This is a genomic window from Psychrobacter immobilis, from assembly GCF_904846235.1.
Classification (GTDB): Bacteria; Pseudomonadota; Gammaproteobacteria; order Pseudomonadales; family Moraxellaceae; genus Psychrobacter; species Psychrobacter immobilis_C.
The window spans coordinates 15,457-37,138 of record NZ_CAJGZN010000001.1; the positions used below are offsets into that span (position 1 = coordinate 15,457).

General features: G+C 43.2%; 29 protein-coding genes and 1 tRNA gene. 8 read left to right on the plus strand and 22 right to left on the minus strand.

Translation table 11 applies throughout. The annotated features are described in order from the left end of the window. Window positions 1–158 precede the first annotated feature (158 nt). From rpsH to JMX07_RS00210, 21 genes are all read right to left on the minus strand, one after another. Entirely contained in the window at window positions 159–557 is a 399-nt protein-coding gene (gene rpsH, locus JMX07_RS00110) for a 30S ribosomal protein S8 (protein ID WP_101204864.1), read from the minus strand. 11 nt (window positions 558–568) lie between these two features. Continuing rightward, window positions 569–874: a 30S ribosomal protein S14 gene (gene rpsN, locus JMX07_RS00115; protein WP_010196705.1), complete on the minus strand. Its 306-nt coding sequence runs from the start codon at window positions 872–874 to the stop codon at window positions 569–571. A 12-nt stretch (window positions 875–886) separates the two neighbouring features. Beyond that, window positions 887–1,423 (minus strand): 50S ribosomal protein L5, encoded by a 537-nt coding sequence (gene rplE, locus JMX07_RS00120; RefSeq protein ID WP_057758706.1) that lies wholly within the window; start codon window positions 1,421–1,423, stop codon window positions 887–889. Between the two features lie 21 nt (window positions 1,424–1,444). Then, a complete protein-coding gene (gene rplX / locus JMX07_RS00125) occupies window positions 1,445–1,762 on the minus strand; it encodes a 50S ribosomal protein L24 (RefSeq protein WP_201605171.1) in 318 nt (105 codons plus the stop codon). An 8-nt stretch (window positions 1,763–1,770) separates the two neighbouring features. Then, on the minus strand, window positions 1,771–2,139 hold the full coding sequence (rplN, locus tag JMX07_RS00130; protein ID WP_010196702.1) for a 50S ribosomal protein L14: 369 nt from the start codon (window positions 2,137–2,139) through the stop codon (window positions 1,771–1,773). Window positions 2,140–2,322: 183 nt separating this feature from the next. Next, window positions 2,323–2,598, minus strand: a complete 276-nt coding sequence (rpsQ, locus tag JMX07_RS00135; RefSeq protein WP_021813375.1) for a 30S ribosomal protein S17 — start codon at window positions 2,596–2,598, stop codon at window positions 2,323–2,325. Continuing rightward, a complete protein-coding gene (rpmC, locus tag JMX07_RS00140; protein WP_025644397.1) occupies window positions 2,595–2,792 on the minus strand; it encodes a 50S ribosomal protein L29 in 198 nt (65 codons plus the stop codon). The genes rpsQ and rpmC overlap by 4 nt, the downstream gene beginning before the upstream one ends. Next, window positions 2,792–3,205 carry a 50S ribosomal protein L16 gene (rplP, locus tag JMX07_RS00145; RefSeq protein ID WP_025644399.1) on the minus strand — a complete coding sequence of 138 codons (414 nt, stop codon included), beginning with the start codon at window positions 3,203–3,205 and terminating at the stop codon, window positions 2,792–2,794. The genes rpmC and rplP overlap by 1 nt, the downstream gene beginning before the upstream one ends. 3 nt (window positions 3,206–3,208) lie before the next feature. Then, window positions 3,209–3,931 (minus strand): 30S ribosomal protein S3, encoded by a 723-nt coding sequence (gene rpsC / locus JMX07_RS00150; protein ID WP_057758704.1) that lies wholly within the window; start codon window positions 3,929–3,931, stop codon window positions 3,209–3,211. A gap of 3 nt (window positions 3,932–3,934) precedes the next feature. Beyond that, on the minus strand, window positions 3,935–4,264 hold the full coding sequence (gene rplV / locus JMX07_RS00155) for a 50S ribosomal protein L22 (RefSeq protein ID WP_021813373.1): 330 nt from the start codon (window positions 4,262–4,264) through the stop codon (window positions 3,935–3,937). A gap of 10 nt (window positions 4,265–4,274) precedes the next feature. Beyond that, on the minus strand, window positions 4,275–4,550 hold the full coding sequence (gene rpsS, locus JMX07_RS00160) for a 30S ribosomal protein S19 (RefSeq protein ID WP_010196682.1): 276 nt from the start codon (window positions 4,548–4,550) through the stop codon (window positions 4,275–4,277). A gap of 12 nt (window positions 4,551–4,562) precedes the next feature. After that, entirely contained in the window at window positions 4,563–5,390 is an 828-nt protein-coding gene (gene rplB, locus JMX07_RS00165) for a 50S ribosomal protein L2 (RefSeq protein WP_057758702.1), read from the minus strand. 11 nt (window positions 5,391–5,401) lie between these two features. Then, entirely contained in the window at window positions 5,402–5,752 is a 351-nt protein-coding gene (rplW, locus tag JMX07_RS00170; protein ID WP_057758700.1) for a 50S ribosomal protein L23, read from the minus strand. Then, window positions 5,749–6,351 carry a 50S ribosomal protein L4 gene (rplD, locus tag JMX07_RS00175; RefSeq protein ID WP_057758698.1) on the minus strand — a complete coding sequence of 201 codons (603 nt, stop codon included), beginning with the start codon at window positions 6,349–6,351 and terminating at the stop codon, window positions 5,749–5,751. Before rplD ends, rplW begins: the two co-directional genes overlap by 4 nt. A gap of 14 nt (window positions 6,352–6,365) precedes the next feature. Further along, entirely contained in the window at window positions 6,366–7,004 is a 639-nt protein-coding gene (gene rplC / locus JMX07_RS00180) for a 50S ribosomal protein L3 (protein ID WP_057758696.1), read from the minus strand. 49 nt (window positions 7,005–7,053) lie between these two features. After that, window positions 7,054–7,365: a 30S ribosomal protein S10 gene (gene rpsJ, locus JMX07_RS00185; protein WP_010196670.1), complete on the minus strand. Its 312-nt coding sequence runs from the start codon at window positions 7,363–7,365 to the stop codon at window positions 7,054–7,056. A 410-nt stretch (window positions 7,366–7,775) separates the two neighbouring features. Continuing rightward, entirely contained in the window at window positions 7,776–9,377 is a 1,602-nt protein-coding gene (locus JMX07_RS00190) for an Rne/Rng family ribonuclease (RefSeq protein ID WP_102094166.1), read from the minus strand. 120 nt (window positions 9,378–9,497) lie between these two features. Then, entirely contained in the window at window positions 9,498–10,181 is a 684-nt protein-coding gene (locus tag JMX07_RS00195; RefSeq protein ID WP_201556164.1) for a Maf family protein, read from the minus strand. Window positions 10,182–10,286: 105 nt separating this feature from the next. Further along, window positions 10,287–10,772 carry a rod shape-determining protein MreD gene (gene mreD / locus JMX07_RS00200; protein ID WP_102077940.1) on the minus strand — a complete coding sequence of 162 codons (486 nt, stop codon included), beginning with the start codon at window positions 10,770–10,772 and terminating at the stop codon, window positions 10,287–10,289. Between the two features lie 141 nt (window positions 10,773–10,913). Beyond that, window positions 10,914–11,774: a rod shape-determining protein MreC gene (gene mreC / locus JMX07_RS00205; protein ID WP_102077941.1), complete on the minus strand. Its 861-nt coding sequence runs from the start codon at window positions 11,772–11,774 to the stop codon at window positions 10,914–10,916. Window positions 11,775–12,087: 313 nt separating this feature from the next. Continuing rightward, window positions 12,088–13,116 carry a rod shape-determining protein gene (locus JMX07_RS00210; RefSeq protein WP_082624553.1) on the minus strand — a complete coding sequence of 343 codons (1,029 nt, stop codon included), beginning with the start codon at window positions 13,114–13,116 and terminating at the stop codon, window positions 12,088–12,090. A 34-nt stretch (window positions 13,117–13,150) separates the two neighbouring features. Between JMX07_RS00210 and JMX07_RS13650 the strand changes: the two genes are divergently transcribed. The 7 genes from JMX07_RS13650 (at window position 13,151) to JMX07_RS00240 (ending at window position 20,046) form a co-directional block, all read left to right on the plus strand. Continuing rightward, a complete protein-coding gene (locus JMX07_RS13650) occupies window positions 13,151–13,279 on the plus strand; it encodes a hypothetical protein (protein WP_261863515.1) in 129 nt (42 codons plus the stop codon). A gap of 528 nt (window positions 13,280–13,807) precedes the next feature. After that, entirely contained in the window at window positions 13,808–14,122 is a 315-nt protein-coding gene (gene gatC, locus JMX07_RS00215; protein WP_057758683.1) for an Asp-tRNA(Asn)/Glu-tRNA(Gln) amidotransferase subunit GatC, read from the plus strand. Between the two features lie 81 nt (window positions 14,123–14,203). Further along, on the plus strand, window positions 14,204–15,700 hold the full coding sequence (gene gatA / locus JMX07_RS00220; RefSeq protein WP_201605174.1) for an Asp-tRNA(Asn)/Glu-tRNA(Gln) amidotransferase subunit GatA: 1,497 nt from the start codon (window positions 14,204–14,206) through the stop codon (window positions 15,698–15,700). Beyond that, window positions 15,700–17,226, plus strand: coding sequence for an Asp-tRNA(Asn)/Glu-tRNA(Gln) amidotransferase subunit GatB (gene gatB, locus JMX07_RS00225; protein WP_165598254.1), 1,527 nt, complete (start codon window positions 15,700–15,702; stop codon window positions 17,224–17,226). The genes gatA and gatB overlap by 1 nt, the downstream gene beginning before the upstream one ends. Before the next feature lie 114 nt (window positions 17,227–17,340). Next, window positions 17,341–17,417: transfer RNA gene (locus tag JMX07_RS00230), tRNA-Pro, on the plus strand. 214 nt (window positions 17,418–17,631) lie between these two features. Beyond that, window positions 17,632–18,627 (plus strand): hypothetical protein, encoded by a 996-nt coding sequence (locus JMX07_RS00235; RefSeq protein ID WP_201605176.1) that lies wholly within the window; start codon window positions 17,632–17,634, stop codon window positions 18,625–18,627. Between the two features lie 204 nt (window positions 18,628–18,831). Beyond that, window positions 18,832–20,046 (plus strand): IS256 family transposase, encoded by a 1,215-nt coding sequence (locus JMX07_RS00240; protein WP_201605178.1) that lies wholly within the window; start codon window positions 18,832–18,834, stop codon window positions 20,044–20,046. Window positions 20,047–20,076: 30 nt separating this feature from the next. Here the strand turns inward: JMX07_RS00240 and JMX07_RS00245 are convergent, their stop codons facing one another. After that, on the minus strand, window positions 20,077–21,147 hold the full coding sequence (locus JMX07_RS00245) for a hypothetical protein (RefSeq protein ID WP_201605180.1): 1,071 nt from the start codon (window positions 21,145–21,147) through the stop codon (window positions 20,077–20,079). A 121-nt stretch (window positions 21,148–21,268) separates the two neighbouring features. Between JMX07_RS00245 and JMX07_RS00250 the strand changes: the two genes are divergently transcribed. After that, the gene (locus JMX07_RS00250; RefSeq protein WP_201605188.1) at window positions 21,269–21,682 is read left to right on the plus strand and encodes an OsmC family protein; all 414 of its coding nucleotides are present in this window, start codon (window positions 21,269–21,271) and stop codon (window positions 21,680–21,682) included.

Sequence of the window (21,682 nt, forward strand, 5' to 3'; positions counted from 1 at the left end):
ATTTAACTTCTTTATATTAGCGAAAAAACTAACAGGCTAAAAAGCGTGTTAGTTTAGCATAGTTGACTGTGTTAGACATCTATCAATTTGAAATAATTTGATATTACTCAACCGATAGAAGCCTAACAACCATCAAATAGACTTCATCGTCGTATAGCTTACGCTACAAATGCGACGATTTCACCACCGATACCAGCAGCGCGTGCAGCACGATCGCTCATGATACCTTGGCTAGTAGATACGATAGCAACACCCATACCTTGCTTAACAGTAGGGATAGCGTCTTTACCGCGGAACTGGCGTAAACCAGGACGGCTATAACGTTGGATAGTCTCGATGACAGCACGGCCTTCGAAATATTTCAATTCAATAGTAAGGGTTGCTTTGTTGTTTTCTTCTTCAGCAACAACAGCGCTAGCCACATAACCTTCGCTAACTAATAAATCAGCAATTGATTTACGTAATTTAGAGCTCGGCATTGCTACCGATACTTTGTTAGCCATTTGTGCGTTACGGATACGGGTTAGCATATCCCCAACGGTATCTTGCATACTCATATAGTTACTCCTTACCAGCTTGCTTTACGAACACCAGGCACATCGCCTTGCATGACACGCTCACGCAGCATATTGCGTGACAAGCCAAACTTGCGGAAGTAACCGTGAGGACGACCGGTGATAGCACAACGATTACGCAGACGTACTGGTGATGAGTTGCGTGGAAGAGCTTGTAGCTCTAACATCGCTTCCATACGAGTTTCGTCACTTGCAGTCATATCACTGATAGTTTCTTTTAGCTTGATACGCTTTTCAGCATATTTAGCAACCATTTTTTCGCGCTTTAATTCGCGGTTAATCATGCTCTTCTTTGCCATAACGTCTTTACCTTATTTAAATGGGAAGCCGAATGCTTTAAGCAACGCACGACCTTCTTCATCAGATTGAGCTGACGTGGTGATTGTCACATCCATACCACGGATACGATCAATCTTGTCAAAATCTACTTCTGGGAATACGATTTGTTCTTTGATACCCAATGAGTAGTTACCACGTCCGTCAAAGGCTTTAGGTGAAAAACCGCGGAAATCACGAATACGAGGAATTGCAATGGCAACGAGACGATCTAAAAATTCGTACATTTGCTCACCGCGTAGCGTTACTTTACAGCCAATTGGCCATTCTTCACGAATCTTAAAGCCAGCAACTGATTTACGCGCTTTGGTGACAACAGGTTTTTGACCAGCAATCGCAGTCATATCAGCTACAGCACCTTCCAACAATTTCTTGTCTTGAGACGCGCCGCCTACACCCATGTTAAGTGTGATTTTAGTGATTTTAGGCACTTGCATCACATTGTCCAAACCAAGATCTTCTTTGATTTGCTGCTTTAATTTATCGTTATATAAAGATTTTAATCTTGCCATTACCATTACACCCTTAGTGTCTTACGCAGTCGCCACTACTTCACCGTTTGAACGATAGACGCGTTGTTTCTTGCCGTCTTCGCCAAACTGATAAGTAATACGGTCTGCTTTTTGGGTTTGCGCATTTAAGATTGCGACATTTGAGATATGCAGAAAAGCTTCTTGCTTAACAATACCACCTTCAACGCCAGTTGCCTGATTTGGCTTCTGATGTTTGGTAACAATATTAATGCCTTCAACTTTAATACGATCGTTTTTTACAGCTTGTACAGTACCTTGCTTGCCTTTGTCTTTCCCAGCAATCACGATAACTGTATCGCCTTTACGTAATTTTGACATGGATTACCTCACAATACTTCTGGTGCTAGTGATACAATTTTCATAAACTGATCACCACGTAGTTCACGAGTTACCGGTCCAAAAATACGAGTTGCAATCGGCGCTTTGTTTTGGTTCAACAATACCGCAGCATTGTCATCAAAACGTAACACAGAACCATCTGGACGACGAACGCCTTTTTTGGTACGTACAACTACTGCATTCATCACGTCGCCTTTTTTAACACGACCACGAGGAATGGCTTCTTTAACCGTTACTTTAATAATGTCGCCAACTGATGCATAACGACGATGAGAACCACCCAGTACTTTAATGCACTGAACTCGCCTTGCACCGCTATTGTCTGCAACTTCCAGCATTGACTCAACCTGAATCATAGCGTTACTCCACACGTATGAGCAATAAAAACCAGTTGCTGCCGCTAGCACAGAATGAGTAGGACGGCATTTTAATATAAATAACCGCGACTTACTCTTAATGTGAGTGATATACGCTCGGCGCAATCAGCATCCTTAAAAAGGCGGCTATTTTAACAGCTTCTGGCTTTTAATGCAATTTACTTAGATTTTTTCTACTTTTTCAACCACATCAACTAAAGTCCAAGACTTAGTTTTTGAGATTGGACGCGTTTCTTTGATGCGGACAAGGTCGCCTTGTTGGCAAACGTTATTCTCATCATGAGCTTTGATTTTCGTAGAACGACGAAGCTGCTTGCCATACAAAGGATGACGAACCAGACGCTCAATCAAAACTGTGATGGACTTGTCCATCTTGTCGCTGACAACTCGTCCTGTCAATACGCTAGCATTGGTAGCTGTTTGATTGTTATCGCTCATGAGTCGCCTCGTTGTTTCTCGTTAATCAAAGTCTGAAGCTGGGCAATCGTGCGACGATTGGCTCTGACTTCATGGGTATTACCCAACTGACCAGTTGCTTTAGCCATACGAATACGGAAAGCATCAAGTTGCTTTTCATCAAGTAACTGGGTCAGTTCTTCTAATGATTTATCACGTAATTCACTGATCTTCATTACATTATCGTCCGCTTAACAATGGTAGTTTTAAAGGGCAATTTTGCTGCAGCGAGCGTTAATGCATCACGAGCAAGCTCTTCAGATACCCCTTCAATTTCATATAGCACTTTACCAGGTTTGATTTCGCATACCCAATATTCTACTGGACCTTTACCTTTACCCATACGTACTTCTAATGGTTTGTTGGTAATTGGTTTATCAGGGAATACACGAATCCAAATCTTACCGCCACGCTTAATTTTACGAGTGATGGTACGACGTGCTGCTTCGATTTGACGAGCTGTCATACGACCACGCGTCAATGATTTTAGACCAATTTGTCCGAATGCAACGGTGCTTCCACGATGAGCTAGCCCAGTGTTACGACCTTTGTGCATTTTACGAAACTTGGTACGTTTTGGCTGTAACATAGTTTAACCTCTGTCTGAGTTTCGACGGTTTCCACGACCACGGCGTTTTGGCGCACGAGTCTGCTCTTCTTTGACGGGATTATATACACTGTTCATACCGTCAAGGATTTCGCCACGGAAAATCCAAACTTTAACACCGATGGTGCCGTAAGTTGTCTCTGCACGAATTGACGAGTAGTCAATATCAGCACGGAGTGTATGCAATGGCACACGACCTTCACGGTACCATTCACTACGAGCAATCTCAGCACCGCCTAGACGGCCAGACAGCTCAACCTTGATACCTTTAGCACCAGAACGCATGCTGTTCTGTACCGCGCGTTTCATCGCACGACGGAACATAACACGACGCTCAAGCTGGCTACCGATGCCGTCTGCTACCAAACGTGCATCAAGGTCAGGTGACGTGATTTCTTCAATGTTGACCTGAGCAGGTACGCCCATAATTTTGGTCAATTCTTTTTGAAGTCTTTCGATATCTTCGCCTTTCTTACCGATAACAATACCAGGACGCGCAGTGGCGATGGTAATCTTAGCAGCGCCAGTAGGACGCTCGATCATGATGTTGCTGATCATAGCGTTATCTAGCTTTTTGCGTAGATATTCACGAACTTGAATGTCGTTGATTAGGTATTCTGAGTATTGTTTAGGGTTAGCATACCAGTTTGCGTTATGCTTTTTTACAACACCAAGACGAATTCCGATTGGATGTACTTTTTGACCCATAACTTATTCTCCTACCTTTATAGTGATGTGACAAGTACGCTTGCTGATACGATCAGCACGGCCTTTGGCACGTGGTAGGATACGTTTTAGCGTAATGCCTTCATCAACATAGATAGTAGCGACTTTTAGGTCGTCAATATCTAAGCCGTGATTATGTTCGGCATTGGCGATGGCTGAGTTAAGGCATTTCTTAACAAACACAGCGCCTTTTTTATTGCTATACGTTAGGATATCCAAAGCACGCTCAATAGATTTGCCACGAACTTCATCAGCAACGAGTCTAACTTTTTGTGCCGATATGGCGGCACCGCGTAATTTTGCAGTTACTTCCATGGTAAGCACCTTATCTCTTAGCTTTTTTGTCAATGCCGTGACCACGATACGTACGAGTCGGGGCAAATTCACCTAGTTTATGACCAACCATCTGCTCGCTCACGATAACCGGTACATGAGTACGGCCGTTGTGAACAGATAAAGTTAGGCCAACCATTTGTGGCAGAATCATCGAGCGGCGCGACCAAGTCTTAATTGGCTTGCGTGAGTTGGTGTCTAATGCATTCTCAACTTTAGCAAACAAGTGCGCGTCTATGAATGGACCTTTTTTCAATGAACGAGGCATGAAATTCTTCCTTTATTTCTTCTTGGCGCGACGGCGGATGATCATGTTGTCAGTACGCTTATTGTGACGCGTTTTAAGTCCTTTAGACTTCTGACCCCAAGGGCTGGTTGGATGGCGACCTTTGTTACGACCTTCACCACCACCGTGTGGGTGATCAACCGGGTTCATAGCGACACCACGAACAGAAGGACGAACACCACGCCAACGTGAAGCACCGGCTTTACCAAGTGATTTCAAGTTGTTTTCAGTGTTAGAAACTTCACCAATAACAGCGCGGCAATTTACGTGTACACGGCGAGTTTCGCCAGAACGCATACGTAGAATAGCATAAACACCGTCACGACCTAGTAACTGAACGCTAGCACCCGCAGAACGAGCCATCTGTGCACCTTTACCGATTTTAAGTTCGATATTGTGAATCACAGTACCCAATGGGATGTTTTTTAGCGGTAAGCAGTTACCTGGACGAATTGGAGAAGTCTCGCCTGACATTACTGTATCACCAACTACTTGTTTCTTAGCAGCGATAATGTAACGACGTTCGCCATCAGCATACTTAAGTAGAGCAATATGAGCAGTACGGTTAGGATCGTATTCAATACGCTCTACCGTTGCTGGGATATTGTCTTTAGTACGTTTGAAATCGATAATGCGATAATGTTGCTTATGACCACCGCCAATGTGACGAGTAGTAATGCGGCCATTATTGTTACGACCACCTGACTTGCTTTTTGATTCTAGAAGTGCTGCAAACGGACGACCTTTGTACAGGTGTGGATGCACTACTTTTTCAACAAAACGACGGCCTGGTGATGTTGGCTTTGCTCTTACGATAGGCATGAGTGTAATCCTTATTCGTTATTCGCTGTTTCACTAGTAGAATCAGTAGTATTCGCTACTTCTTCACCAGCATCAGCCATTTGTACATCTTGACCAGCTTTTAAGGTAACATAGGCTTTTTTGTAGTCGTTACGACGGCCGATGCTTTTACCAAAACGCTTTGTCTTACCTTTAACATTCAAAGTGTTTACTTTAGTGACTTCAACACCTTCAAACATCAACTCAACTGCTTTCTTGACTTCAAGCTTAGTAGCATTAGAATCAATTTTAAATACCTGCACACCAAGTGAGTCGCCAAGCATTTGAGATTTTTCTGAGAATACAGGCCCTCTTAAGACCTGATAAAGTCTTGCGTTATTCATGCTAGTGCTTCCTCAAATTGTTTCGCAGCTTCAACTGACATGATCACTTTATCAAATGCGATCAAGCTCACTGGGTCCACTTCATTTGTACCAAGTACATTGACGTGTGGAATGTTGCGAGCAGCTAAGTATAAGTTTTCATCAACTTCTTTAGTAACGATTAGTGCACGAGGTGCATTCAAATCGTTTAACTTAGCAATCAGTTCTTTGGTTTTCGGCCCAGAAACGCTCAACTCTTCTACCAAAATCAGACGCTCTTGACGAATCAATTCTGCTAGGATGCACTGCATCGCACCGCGATACATTTTACGGTTTACTTTCTGTGACCAATCTTGTGGTTTTGCAGCGAATGCACGACCACCTGAACGCCAGATTGGGCTACGAATAGAACCCGCACGAGCGCGACCAGTACCTTTTTGGCGCCATGGCTTAATACCACCGCCAGAAACTTCGGCACGTGTTTTTTGTGCGCGTGTACCTTGGCGAGCACCAGCTAAATAAGCGGTGACGACTTGATGCACTAGTGCTTCGTTGAATTCACGACCAAATGCCGTATCAGAAAGCTCAACCGCCGCACCTGTAACTGTTTTTAAATCCACGTTAATCCCCTTGCTTAGGCTTTGACTGACGGACGTACGATAACATCGCCACCGGTGGCACCTGGGATAGCACCCTTGATGACAAGTAACCCTTTTTCGGCATCAACCGAAATCACTTCTAGGCCCTGAACGGTAACACGTTTGTTACCCATCTGACCCGCCATCTTCTTGCCTTTGAATACTTTACCTGGTGACTGGTTTTGACCAGTTGAACCATGCGCACGATGAGACACTGAGTTACCATGAGTAGCATCTTGCATACTAAAGTTGTGACGCTTAACAGGGCCTTGGAAACCTTTACCTTTGCTCTGTCCTGTCACATCAACCATCTGACCTTGTTCGAACAAGTCAGCTAGAATCTCGCCACCAATCTCACGACCTTCAAGATCGCTTTCGTTGGCACGGAATTCCCAAACACCACGGCCAGCTTTAACACCAGCTTTAGCGAAGTGACCCTTTTGTGCAGCTGTTACGCGGCTGTCACGACGAGTACCTGTGGTAATTTGGATGGCTTGATAACCATCTACATCAGTATTTTTTACTTGAGTAATGCGGTTTGCATCGACCTCAACAACTGTTACAGGGATAGATGCGCCTGTTTCAGTGAAGACACGGGTCATGCCGCACTTTTTACCGACTAAACCGATCGCCATTTTAGACCTCTTTATATCTTATATTAATGGGTTGGGTGTTTAATGTGCATTAACCCAAAGCAATTTGAACGTCAACACCCGCCGCTAAATCTAATTTCATTAGCGCATCCACAGTTTTGTCAGTTGGCTGAACGATATCAACCATACGCTTATGAGTACGGATTTCGTACTGGTCACGAGCGTCTTTGTTAACGTGTGGTGAGGTTAGAACGTTGAAGCGCTCAATGCGAGTCGGCAACGGTACAGGACCACAAACTTGCGCACCGGTGCGCTTTGCAGTATCAACAATCTCTTGTGCAGATTGATCAATCAGACGATGATCAAAAGACTTAAGACGGATACGGATTCTCTGGTTAGCCATGCCAGCAAGCTCCTAATATGTGCCTTTGTCATTCTTGCGTCGCAAGACCATGATCAAAAGCAGTTTGGTTAAATATTCACTTAAAGCGGCCTTCTGTTCTTAACCAGAATGAGTTCTTTATCCGAACTTATAGCGTGCCAAAAGCAAAATAGTTTAAAGCCCCGCCAACCCTCCTATTAAATGGAAAGTAGCAAAGGCATAATGAAATAGTGCTAGAAACGATGCTCTAGCTGTCATAGCGCCAGCTTTTTTTATTCAGCTGCGCATATATAATTCAGTGGTGTATATTATACATAGTATTTTAGGTATTGCAAGAGCAATCTCTAGTATCATTAGAGATGCTCCTTCTTATACTGGCCATTAACCAAACAAATATTTTCATCTAAAATTATCATTTGTTTTGAATAATATTAATCTAAAACAATATCATACTGCTCTTGGGTATATAGGTTCTCTACATCAAAAGTAATCACCCTACCCAGTAAATACTCTAAATCAGCCACTGTATCTGACTCTGTTGTAAGTAGTAAATCAATGACTGCTGCATGAGCCACCACTGTGAATTTCTTAGGAGAGTTATAAGTGCGTGCGCAGCGCATAATCTCACGGAAAATCTCAAAACAAACGGTCTCTGCGGTTTTGACAAACCCGCGACCTTGGCAAGTTGAGCACGGCTCACAGAGCTGCTGACCCAACGATTCACGCGTGCGTTTGCGTGTCATTTCTACCAATCCAAGCTCACTGACCTGCGTAATCTTAGTTTTTGCATAATCTTGGGTAAGCTGCGCCTGTAAGCTCTCAAGCACATCATCTTTGTGTTGTTGCTCAAGCATATCGATAAAATCTAGAATAATGATGCCGCCTAGATTACGTAAGCGCAACTGTCGAGCGATAGCATGTGTGGCTTCTAGATTAGTCTTATAAACCGTATCCTCTAATGAGCGACCGCCTACAAAAGAACCTGTATTGACATCAATCGTGGTCATAGCTTCGGTCTGATCGATAATCAGATAGCCGCCAGACTTTAGATCGACACGGCGCTTTAGTGCATCACGTAAGTCGTCTTCGACACGGTGTACATCAAACAACGACTGCTCAGCGGTGTAATGCACGATACGATCATAGACGAAGGGAACAAACTCTTTGGCAAAATATCTGACTTGCTCATAGATTTGCGTATTATCAATGATGACTTTTTCGGTATCAGCGTGAACCAAGTCACGGATAGAACGTAATGGTAATGACAGTTCTTGATAGATCAGCTCTGAGCTCTGATGATGATTAATCTCTTGGCGACGAGCACAGATAGTACGCCACAGCTGCAATAGATAATAGATGTCCTCTTCTAGCTTATCGACAGGCACACGTTCGGCTGCAGTGCGGGCAATCAGTCCACCTTTTAGATTGACCGTCTGCATCAAGCTACTAAGCTCAGTCTTTAATCGGCTACGCTCTTCTTCACCATCGATACGCTGCGATATACCAATATGATCACTCGATGGCAAATATACTAGATAACGTGATGGTAGTGAGATGTTAGTCGTTAGACGAGCACCTTTGCTCCCCAGCTGGTCTTTAGTTACCTGTACCAAAATACGCTGACTTTCATGCAAACGATGCTGAATCAAAGTTTTAGACGCTGGTACTATTTCTGTGCTTTGCGCACTGACAATAGGCGGTGTCACAGCCAAGCTATCAGCAGAAGCGTTGGCAGTGGCATCGTCCTCATTTATCTCGTGCTTAGTGGCCTTAGCCGCTTTGTTTTTTTCTGCAACGGGGCGTGGTTCACGCTGCATATCATTAACATGTAGAAATGCGGTCCGTGACTGACCAATATCTACGAAGGCTGCCTGCATACCAGGAAGGACACGTACGACCGTCCCTAGATAGATATTGCCGACCAACCCCAGTTTGTGATGTCGTTCAATATAAATCTCGCCCAAAATACCATTGTCTAAAACCGCAACACGGGATTCCATTGGACTAATATTAATCAGCAGCTCTTCGGACATAGTTTTTTCTCTTATCTCTCAGCTTTCTTATTAGACGGTCATCGCCTATTAGATTGACAGTGTAACAAATGCGACTTGCTCTTGCCCATTACCCTACCGTGTCATTATGTGCATATCCCATTATAACGGGTTGACTGTGTCCTTACTGCCTTCTGTCATTTCTTTGATTAGTGCCAGCGTTTGCGCCAGTGGCAGACCAACGACATTGGTATAGCTGCCATTAATACGACTGACCCATGCCGCACCCAGTCCTTGAATACCATACCCACCTGCTTTATCAGCAGGTTCGCCACTATCCCAGTAATCGCTCATCATCTGTGTCGTCAGTGGTATAAAAGTCACTTCCGTACGTTCAGTGATTCGCTGCTGGTTAATAATTTGTAAGGAATGTGTAGGTTCTGATGGGCTTCGTTCTGCTATAGGCAATAGCTGTACTTGAGTCGCTTGAACGGCAGTCCATACTTCGTGGACGTTATCAGACATACGCTGCCACATACTATATGCGTGCTCGCGATCAATAGGCTTGACCAAGACTGTCTTACCGTCTGACAGTACACCGATGGTATCAGAAGTCAAAATAATAAACGGTGATGTAAGGCTATCGTGATTTGCTTGAGAGGTGTCGCTTAATTGTTGTATCGCGGCATCGGCTTTGGTTGCGACCATGCGTTCGATATAGTCTGTTGGCGACTCATTATCTAACGGTGTCTCATCAATATCCACGCTTAAGATAGTAAAGTCTAGTTGCGCTCTTTCTAGTAGCTCACGACGACGCGGAGAGCCAGACGCCAAAACGATATCCATCAATCTTCTCTTCATTTATAAATTTATGATGTGTGTGGTTGTACAGTATTGTATACAGAGCAAGCTAAGCTGTTAAACAAAGTAATCTTGATAACTGATAATTTATCAACGTGAAAACTTGCGTAAAGCAAACAGTACGAGTGGCCAGCTAATGATACTCATAAACAATGACACAGCAGACTGGGCGACAAAGACGTTTTGAATAAACATCTGTAGTATCCATAGATTTAACTGAAAGACAATCAGCCCTAGACTAGCAATTAACCAAGCGCTAACGGTATTCAACTGTCTGACATAGATACTGGTAATTTTAATAACCAGTGCAACTACAACAGCGGCAAAAGCTTGCTGCCCTAAATGGGTATCCATTAATAAATCAGCAATTAGTCCAACTGTGAATGCGGTGAAAATACCCACATAGCGCGGCTGAAACAGCAACCAATAAATCAGCACCATGATCATGACCATGGGACGCAATGTGGCCATGCTTGGGCTTAATGGATAGACATTGAGTGATGATGCAGCGATGAAACTTAGAACAATCACAACTATCAATAGTACCGTGGCATTCTCAGAATCAGGATACGACATGGGTACTTACCTTAGCGAGTGTTTGATAGTTGCTGTGATATTGTTGATTGGATATTGGCAAGGTGAATACCATAAATGGAAAGCTTTAAAACATCAATAAGCCAGCTAATTAGCCGTCAATACTGTGGCTTACGTCATTATCTATGGAGCAATAGCAGCAGCATTATTCTCATTTAGCAGCTTGTCTTGAAGTATTAATACATAGGCATTGTCAATAAAGTTAGCTGCTGGAGTAACTTCGATCGTTCTAAAGTTATCAGTTTGCTCGTCTTTGACATGCGCGATACGCCCTACTCGATAACCTGCCGGAATACGACCGCCCAATCCTGACGACACTAGCTCATCACCTACCCGCACATCCGATGTTTTGAATACGTAATTGAGACTTAATGAGGATGGAATGCCTTGACCTGTGACGATAGCACGCTGACCGGTACGCTTGACAGTAACCGCAACTGACTGCTGCTCATCTGTAATCAACAACAGACGGCTAGTATTCGGGTAGACATTGATAATCTGTCCTAATACACCATCTTCATCGATGACCGTTTGCCCAACTTGTACGCCATCTTGCTCACCTTTGTTAAGCACCACAATCTGTCTGAGCAAATTGGTATCTGTACCGATGACTTGCGCCAAATTAAGATCAAACTGCTCAGGCTTGGTGGTAGATAAGATACCTTGCAGACGTGCGTTCTGCGCCAAGATATAATCTTGCTGTTGTAGCTTGGCATGCGCGTGTATCAATTGCGACTTTAGCTGCATATTTTCGCGACGCAGTGCTTCTTTTGACTGCAGGCTGCCACCAGCCCAATGCTTGGCATAGCTTGGTAATAGAGACAGCTCATAGATTGGCTGCATGGCGGCATGACTGGTGCTACGTACTGGCTTGAACCAATCAGAGTTTTTGCTATCAAACCACATCAAAATTAAGGCTGCTATCAATACGATAACAGTCTTACGAAGTGATAACGGCTGGCGCGCAAAAATACTTGGAGTCATAAGTCGTCTGATTTAAGGATTCTAAAATGAACAATAGCACTTATTTATAGCATGAGTGTTTATCGAGGATATTGGGTTCTAGCACAAATGAATGCAATTAAAGGTAGCACAATCGGCTACCTTTAATTTTATATATAGTCAATTTTATATAAATTAGATACGGTGTTAGTCTCGCTCAGCCTACTATTTGTAGTACTTTCGCTTGCCTTCCTTATATCCAAATTATATTAAACCGACTATATTTATAGTTTCATCATTCACATAAATCATCATATATTGCCAAGACTATAGGGCAATTAAGAATAAAGATGACTTAAACAAAAATCATGTTTAAACTTTTGTTATTGATGAAATCAAGCGCGATACCACCGCCACGACTAACGCAGGTCAACGGGTCTTCTGCTACCGTTACTGGCAAACCGGTCTCTTGCGAGATAAGTTTGTCTAAGTCACGTAATAGTGCGCCGCCACCTGTCAATACAATGCCACGCTCAGCGATGTCCGATGATAACTCTGGAGGAGTCTGCTCAAGTGCTACTTTTACAGCGCTAACAATACCGCTCAATGGATCAGTCAACGCTTTTTGCACTTCTTCTGAATTGACAGTAAAGGTCTTTGGCACACCTTCTGCCATGCTACGACCACGAACTTCTACTTCTAGTTGGCTGTCTTCATTCAATGCAGAACCGACTTCTTTTTTGATGCGCTCAGCGGTTGTCTCACCGATGACACAACCATGCGTACGGCGTACATGAGTGATGATCGCTTCATCAAACATATCGCCACCGATACGAATCGACTCAGCATATACGCAACCAGATAGTGCGATAACAGCAATCTCAGTCGTACCACCACCGATGTCCACCACCATAGAACCACTGGCTTCATGAACTGGCATACCAGCACCGATAGCCGCAGCCATCGGCTCTTCTAGCAATAGTACTTTGCTCGCACCTGCTGATGATACTGCCTCACGAATCGCCTTGCGCTCAACTAGAGTAGACTTACATGGTACACAAACCACGACGTTAGGCTGTGCCATAAAACGCTTGGCTTTTACTTTAGCGATAAAGTGCTTAAGCATTTTTTGCGTCACTTCAAAATCAGCAATCACACCGTCTTTCAACGGGCGAATTGCTGTGATGTTCGCAGGCGTACGACCTAGCATCTGCTTGGCATCGATACCAACAGCGGCGACGGTCGGGTTCTGAGTACGATTGCTTCGTAACGCGACCACCGTAGGCTCGTCAAGCACGACGCCTTTATTAGGAATAAAAATTAGGGTGTTCGCAGTACCGAGGTCGATAGCGATATTATTTGATAAAAATCCAAACAGGTTCATGACTAATATATCCAGCGTCTTACGAATGAGGCGAATGAGATTGACTGAGGTGTTACTCGTCAGTATTGAGCAGGTCGTCGTTAAACATTACTTGTGGCAACAGTTAATCATCCCAACAAGTCAAAATCCAAACAATAATGATGAAATGAAAAAACTGAGCTAAATTATACCGATTTAGCTCAAAAAAAACATAGATATTTGCATCAGTCAGTAAGGATTTTTGTCTTAGACGCCAAAAGTTGTTACAAAGTTTGAAATAGTAGTGAATATCATTCAACTCAATGAAACATCATTTAATCTGATAACTAACAAGGCTCTACAGGCAGATGAATGTTTTGCTTAATAGCAGATGCATACTGTAACGTATTTTAGAAGCTAATTGGAGAGCAATTGAGGAACAATGATGAATTAGGGGGTCAGTTTTGCAATTCTCTGTAAATCATTGTGTCTTAATTGGCATTATGGCTCGGCTAGCACCATATCTTATTTAATATTACGTCTTTATCAATTCAGTTTCTTGGTTGAGATTGTGCATCAATCAAGCGTCATACTCTGTAAACTTGAGTCAGATGCTTTATAATAAGCCCACTTACTATTTGTTTCTATTTTAATTGTTTCTATTTTAGCGCTTACGTATTTTCGTTTTCGTAATCAACTACTCTAACAAAAACTGTCCTTAACTGGAGAAACTATGTCTCAGCAGCCAGCAACGTCTGACAGCAACGTCAGCCGTGAAGAAATCCTAGAAGTTGCCAACCTTGCCCGCCTAGGTGTCGATGAAAGTACAGCCGATAGCTACGCTGATGATATCAGTAAAGTATTAAAACTGATGAATACGCTATCTAACGTTGATACCACAGACATCAAGCCACTAGCCAATATCCATGAAGCTTGCCAAGAGTTGCGTGCTGATGTGGCAAAACACGACATCAATCGTGAGCGTAATCAGTCAGTCGCACCTGCCGTAGAAGAAGGCTTATATCTAGTGCCTCAGGTGATTGAATAATAGTGGCTGAATAATATAATCACGCATTTGCCATTATCTCATTTTATTTTATGCTATTAACATTTTGACGGACGACACCTTATGTCTGAACTTCATCTATTAAGTACCGAGCAGCTTATTACTGGCTTGCAAGACAAACAATTTAGCAGCCTTGAGCTGACCGAACATTACATCAAGCGCATAGACGCGCTCGACAGCAAGATTAATAGCTTTATCACTCATACCTCTGAAACTGCCCGCGCACAGGCACAGGCAGCTGATGAGATGCGTGCACAGGGCGATCAGCGTCCATTACTTGGCGTACCAATGGCGCACAAAGACATCTTTTGTACTCAGGGCGTACTGACCACTTGTGGCTCAAAGATGCTACATAACTTTGTCTCACCATATAACGCGACTATCGTTTCTAACATCGACAAAGCTGGCATGATTAGCTTAGGTAAGCTCAATATGGATGAGTTTGCGATGGGCTCAGATAACAGTAGCTCTTACTACGGCACTGTACAGAATCCTTGGAATCTAGAGCGCGTGCCTGGTGGCTCGTCAGGTGGTAGTGCTGCTGCTGTTGCCGCTGGTTTTGTCCCTGTTGCTACCGGTAGTGATACAGGAGGCTCTATTCGTCAGCCTGCCTCATTCTGTGGCCTAACGGGTATCAAACCTACTTATGGCCGTGTGTCACGCTTTGGTATGATTGCCTACGCCTCAAGTCTAGATCAAGCGGGTAGCATGGGACGCAGCGCTAAAGATTGCGCCTATCTGCTCCAACCGATGATTGGTCATGATCCACGCGATGCCACTTCTATCAAGTACGAGATGCCTGACTACGTACAAGACATCAATGATGCAGAAGCCGCTGCTGGTGACAAACCATTTGCTGGCTTACGTATTGGTGTGGCCAAAGAATACTTCGGTACAGGGCTTGATAGCGAAGTTGAGCAAGCAGTACGTGCCGCACTAAAAAAATACGAAGAGCTGGGCGCAACGATTGTAGAAGTAAACATCACTGATCCTGAGATTACGCTTGCCACTTACTATATGCTAGCACCTGCTGAAGCATCATCGAACCTATCACGCTTCGATGGTGTACGCTTTGGCTATCGCTGTGAAAACCCAACCGATCTTATCGATCTATACACACGCTCACGCTCTGAAGGCTTTGGCCCTGAAGTACAACGCCGTATCTTGACAGGAACGTATGCGCTATCAGCTGGTTATTTCGATGCTTACTATACCAAAGCACAGAAGATTCGCCGCTTAATCGTCAAAGACTTTGATGAAGCATTTGCTAGCTGTGATGTGATTGCTAGCCCAACTGCACCGACTGCGGCCTATAAGCTCAGTGAAGACCTAGATCCTGCAACGATGTATTTGGGTGACGTTTATACCATCGCGGTCAACCTAGCGGGTCTACCTGCACTCAGTCAGCCAGTTGGTTTGACGACAGAAGGCCTACCTATTGGCTTGCAATTAATCGGTAAGCACTGGCAAGAGAGTCAGCTGCTCACGACTGCGCACCTGTTCCAGCAGCATACCGACCATCACCTACAACACTCTACCATCGCAAAGGAGACGGTATAATGAGTACAGCTACTACTGATAACAATGCCGTCCGTGAACACGCCGTGCGTAAAGAGCTATTTGTCGATGGCTATGAAGTGGTCATCGGTATCGAGATTCACTGCCAGCTAAATACGGAAAGTAAGATTTTCTCAAGTGCGCCGACTGATTTTGGTCATGAGCCAAACAGCCAAGCTAGCATCGTCGATTTGGGTTTGCCTGGCGTATTACCAGTGCTAAATGCTGGTGTGGTCGATCGCGCATTAAAATTCGGTATCGGTGTCAATGCTGAGCTGGGTCTGTTTAATACGTTTGACCGTAAAAACTACTTTTATCCTGATTTACCTAAAGGCTACCAAATCACTCAGATGGCCAATCCTATCGTGGGTGAAGGCTACATCGATGTCGTGGTCAACGAAGGCGAAAAGAACGAGTATCCGAAACGTATGGGGATTACTCGCGCGCATCTAGAAGAAGATGCAGGTAAATCTGTACATGACGCAGTCGACGGTATGACCGGTGTGGATCTTAACCGTGCAGGTACACCACTAATCGAAATCGTCTCTGAACCAGACATGCGCTCAGCCCACGAAGCACTTGCCTATATTAAAGCCATTCATCAGCTAGTTACTTGGCTAGGTATCTCAGACGCAGTAATGGCTGAAGGCTCATTCCGCTGTGACTGTAACGTCTCTGTACGTAAACCTGGTGATGATCTTGGTACACGTACTGAGCTAAAGAACTTAAACTCATTCCGCTTCATCGAGCGTGCTATCAATCGTGAAATCGAACGTCAAATCGATATCTTGGAAGACGGTGGCAAAGTCGTTCAAGCGACGATGCTATATGATCCAGAGCGTGACGAAACGCGTACCATGCGTACCAAAGAAGACGCCAACGACTATCGCTACTTCCCTGATCCTGACCTGCTACCTGTCCGAATCGAGCAGCATACTGTTGATGCGATCAAAGCAGCTATGCCAGAGCTACCTGTCGCTCGCCGTGCACGTTTTGAAGAAGCGCTTGGTCTGTCAGAATATGACGCTCGTATCTTGACTGGTAGTCGTCAAATTGCTGACTACTTCGAAGATGTGGTGGCTGAAATCGGTCAGCAAGATGCCAAAATGGCTGGCAACTGGGTCATGGGCGACTTGCTCGGCGCACTGAACAAAGATGACACCGACATCATCGACTCCCCTATCAGCGCTAAGCAATTGGCTGGCATGCTCAAGCGTATCAAAGATGACACGCTATCTGGCAAACTGGCTAAAAAAGTCTTTAGTGCTCTATATGAGCGCGAAGGCGGCGATGGTGATGATGCAGCAGATAAAATCATCAAAGACAAAGGCCTCAAGCAAGAAACCGATACTGGTGCTATCAAAGCGATGGTCGAAGAAGTCATCGCAAAAAATGAAGCGATGGTAGAAGAATATCGCGGCGGTAAAGAAAAAGCCTTTAACGGTCTGGTCGGTCAGGTCATGAAAGCCAGTCGCGGTAGTGCAAACCCACAGCAAGTGAACCAAATTCTAAAAGAATTATTGGGTTAACATTGGCTGCTAAGCAATTATACTGACTATGCTAGGCAGAATAATATTGTAGAGTTTGGCTGCTATAAATAGCCCTTGCAATATACATAATTTTGCGTAAAATAGTCAGTCACTCGGGGCGTAGCGCAGTCTGGTAGCGCACTACACTGGGGGTGTAGTGGTCGCAGGTTCAAATCCTGCCGTTCCGACCAAACATAGCAGTAATAAGAAAAGCCAATCATTGTTTTCAATGGTTGGCTTTTTTTTGTGCTAAATTTGATGGGTGGTTTTATGATGTTTTGATTGAGCAAACAATAATAAAAATCTTGCAAGGCATGACAAGTAATCGAAATCCAGCCGTTCATACACCTTTAGGCTGGCACTGCCTTGTACCTACTTTGTTTTAAGGGTGTAGAGGTGTGAATTGTGGGAGTACTAGATGAAGCAAGAGAGAAAGCGAACTGCTATATATCACCAAAAGATTTCTTATGTTTCATGTCGTATAAGCTAGGAGAGCCAATTCAAGAGATCGTATCTTTTTTGCTGTATAACAATTTTGATGAGCTAGTAAACGAATATTACATAGACCGACATTACCGCATTTATTCGTGCAACGATATTGATCGTAAGTATAAAACCAGTACGCTATTTCATGAGATCGCAAAAGATGGCTTTCTCGACTATATGATGTTTTGTAATTCTTTTTATGATGATTGCCTAGAAGATGATGATGCAGATTTAGATTTTTATGAGCCTATTGAAATAGACTTTTATTATAGTTTGGAAGAATTGCAGAAAATTGGCTTTTTAAAGAAGCTCAACTTGCCTTTAGAGAAAGGTAGGACGCTAGATTATAGCGTGACTGGCGATGATATGGTAACAGCAAAAGAGCCTAAAGACGGGATAAGAACATTTAAACTAATAGACACTAATGTCGTAAGTGAGGCTGAAAGAGCCAAGCAAGAACAGTCTATAATAGATGAGTATGGCGAGAACTCACAAGCTCGTAACTTTCATAAGCTTATTACAATGGCATCAAGAGGAGAGCTTCCACAGCAAAAAACAGGATTTAAGAGTGACAAACAAATTATTAATGAACTTCAAGAGCAAGTAGCGCAGCTTACTACTTATCATAACAAAGCACAGGACAAAGTAGCCGAACTTGAAAACCGACTAGCACAAGCCAAAACTGAAATAGTAGACAAGTCAGCTAATGACGAGCCAACACACCATAAAAGTGTAGGTTCTATGCAAGCGTTAGTCACCACACTTATTAAAATGGCTGAATATGATAAAGAACACTTAGCCGATCCTTATGGAGAACTTAATAAGCTTATTCAAGCTAAGGCTGAGGCGTTAGGACTCTCTGTTAAAAAAGACTTCATTGCAAAATGGCTAAAGAAAGCTGATGAGGTTCTATAGAACTCTGCCATTTTCTATATAGAACTATCGAACTACCCTATTTCATAAAATAAATCCATACCAGCCGCAGCAATCAAGTTACGGTAAATTATGGAGCTAGACACATGAAACAGAGAAATCATATCCCAACTAAGCCAAAACAAAAACCGGGAGTTTCCTAAAAACTGTGTAACTGCTTATAATCCATTAACAGGAGAATAAGCAATGACTACTCAATCTGACATTAAAAAACTGGCCGAGCAAATGGCTGGTAGCATGAAAAGCTTTGATAACATCAAAGACTTCCAAAAGCAGCTCATGCAATCTTTTATCGATACTGCCTTAGAGGCTGAGATGGAAGACCATCTCGGCTACCCCAAGCATGAGAAAGCAGATAAACCAAACAAGCGCAACGGACACACTAAAAAGACCGTCCGCAGTGATACAGGCGATCTTGAAATCTCTACCCCAAGAGACCGTGATAGCAGCTTTGAGCCTGTACTCGTTAGTAAGCATCAAACCCGTATCTCAGGTCTCGATGATAAAATCATATTCCTTTACGCCAAGGGTCAAACCACCACTGAGATCGTAGAGAGCATTAAAGAGCTCTACGATGTCGACATTTCAAGCTCTCTTGTCTCAAGAGTCACCGATAATATCTTAGACGACATCACCGCTTGGCAGAACCGGCCACTGAGCAGTGTTTATCCTATCGTCTATTTAGACTGCATCGTCGTCAAAGTACGTCAAGACAAGCAGATCATCAACAAAGCCATTTACTTAGCCCTAGGCATCAATCTTAGCGGTAAAAAAGAGCTGCTTGGTATGTGGCTCTCAGAGAATGAAGGCGCTAAGTTCTGGCTGGGCGTTCTTACCGAGCTTCAAAACCGCGGGGTGCAAGACATCTTAATCGCTTGTGTCGATGGCTTAAAGGGCTTCCCCGATGCCATCAATACGGTTTATCCTAAAGCTCAGGTTCAGCTGTGTATCGTGCATATGGTGCGTTACTCCATGAAGTTCGTACCATGGACGGATAAGAAGGCCGTAGCGGCTGATTTAAAGGCCATCTATGGCGCTGATACGCTTGAGATGGCAGAGGCCAATCTTGAGCACTTTGATGAGGTGTGGGGCGAGAAATACCCGCATGTGGTCAAGTCTTGGCGCAATAACTGGGAGGGCTTAACGGTGTTCTTTAATTACCCTAAAGACATCAGAAAAGCCATCTATACCACCAATGCTATTGAGTCATTGAACAGCGTGATTCGAACAGCGGTGAATAAGCGTAAGGTGTTCCCCTCTGATCAGGCAGCATTTAAAGTGGTGTACTTAGCCACCCAGCAGGCATCCAAAAAGTGGTCGATGCCCATTCGTAACTGGACGTCTGCTTTGAATCGCTTTATGATTATGTTTGATGATCGTATAAGCAGGCATTTAATCTAAATGGCAGTTACACAGAATCTGAGATGGGCTCTATCGATCATCACTATCAGTGACTGCATTATTAATTATATTAGGTAATTTATTCAAAATCGAAATTGTGATTTGGTGCTCATAGTCATTCATACGCTTACTGATATGATACTCTGTCTCTTCGCCGTCTTTTTTCAATTCTTTTTTGAGTAGAGGTATAATTTGTGTCTTACAGAGATGTTGTGCTTCTGCTATAAATTTGATGATTGTGTCTGATACACCAGCATCCAAAGTGTATAGTCGACTTGTACAGTATTTAACGTGTCGTATATAACGTTCTTCATCTATAAGCTCTTTTCTAATGACAACGTGTGTCAGATATACAAATAGATCATTACTACCGCCATCTTCATGTAAAAAACGTTTAATAGAATAAGGATTTTGTCTTGATTTGTCGGCAATACCTATTAAAAACCAGTAACGCTCACTTTCAATGACAAAGAACTTTTTACGCTTTGCCTCTCTTTTTATAATATCAGGTAATTTGTCTTGTTCCTGAAAGTCTATATCAGTAGAATCCCATGCGCGAAAGTCTCGCCCCTGAATCTTTTGCTTAATAAATACTTCTTTAAAGTATGTTTTTACGATATCAGTATTTAAGTGCCTTATACCAGGTTGTACTATAAGATTTACATTATCGATCCAAAATGCTAAATCGTATAAAAATGCTTTTTTTATACTTTCACGACTTTTTTGGTCTAAAATATGATCACCTATATGAATACGGTTAAGATAATCGATCATCGCCTCTACTTTATCAGCAAGTTCAATAGCATCATATGAATCCGGCTTGGACTCAATAAATTTCAACATCTGTATAGCAATTGCTTTTAGCTCTCGATGACGAATTGCTGTTTTAGATAACAAACTTCTCAAATCATCTGGAATGATATAAGTAAAATTTGGGCTAATGTTCCTTTTTGATAATATTTTTTCGTACACACTTTTACGACTGGGTATATCGAGCTGCGGCAAAATACTGATAAGAATGGTTTTCCAGTTACCACCTAATGCTGGGTCTATCGATTTTAATTGATAAACTTGGTATTCTGAGAGCTCATACACATACATATTACAATTTCCTTTACAGAACTAATGTTTGCACAAATGCTCGCTATCTTAGCATCTATCAAATAACTATCACAGCATCTTTATTTCTCAGGCAGCTAGTTTAATAAACTAAGGTAAGATTATGACCACCTCAAAAGTAACCTACCAAGGCAATTTACGCACCCAAGCCATTCACCTACAGTCGAATAATCAAATCATCACTGATGCGCCGACAGACAATCATGGTAAGGGCGAAGCGTTTTCACCGACTGATTTACTAGCGACCAGTTTGGGTAGTTGTATCTTAACAATTATTGGTATCAAAGCCGAAGCGATGGACATCGATATCTCAGGTACGACCGCAGAAGTTACCAAAGTCATGGCGGCGAAACCAAGACGTGTGAGTGAAATACACGTTGTAGTCAATTTCGCTAAGGCATTGGACGAGAGTACCTTAAAACGGTTTTATAAAACCGCGTTGACCTGTCCAGTAGGCAATAGCTTGGATCCTGCCATTACTCAAAATCTAGTGTTTAACAATGGCACAGACGCCTAA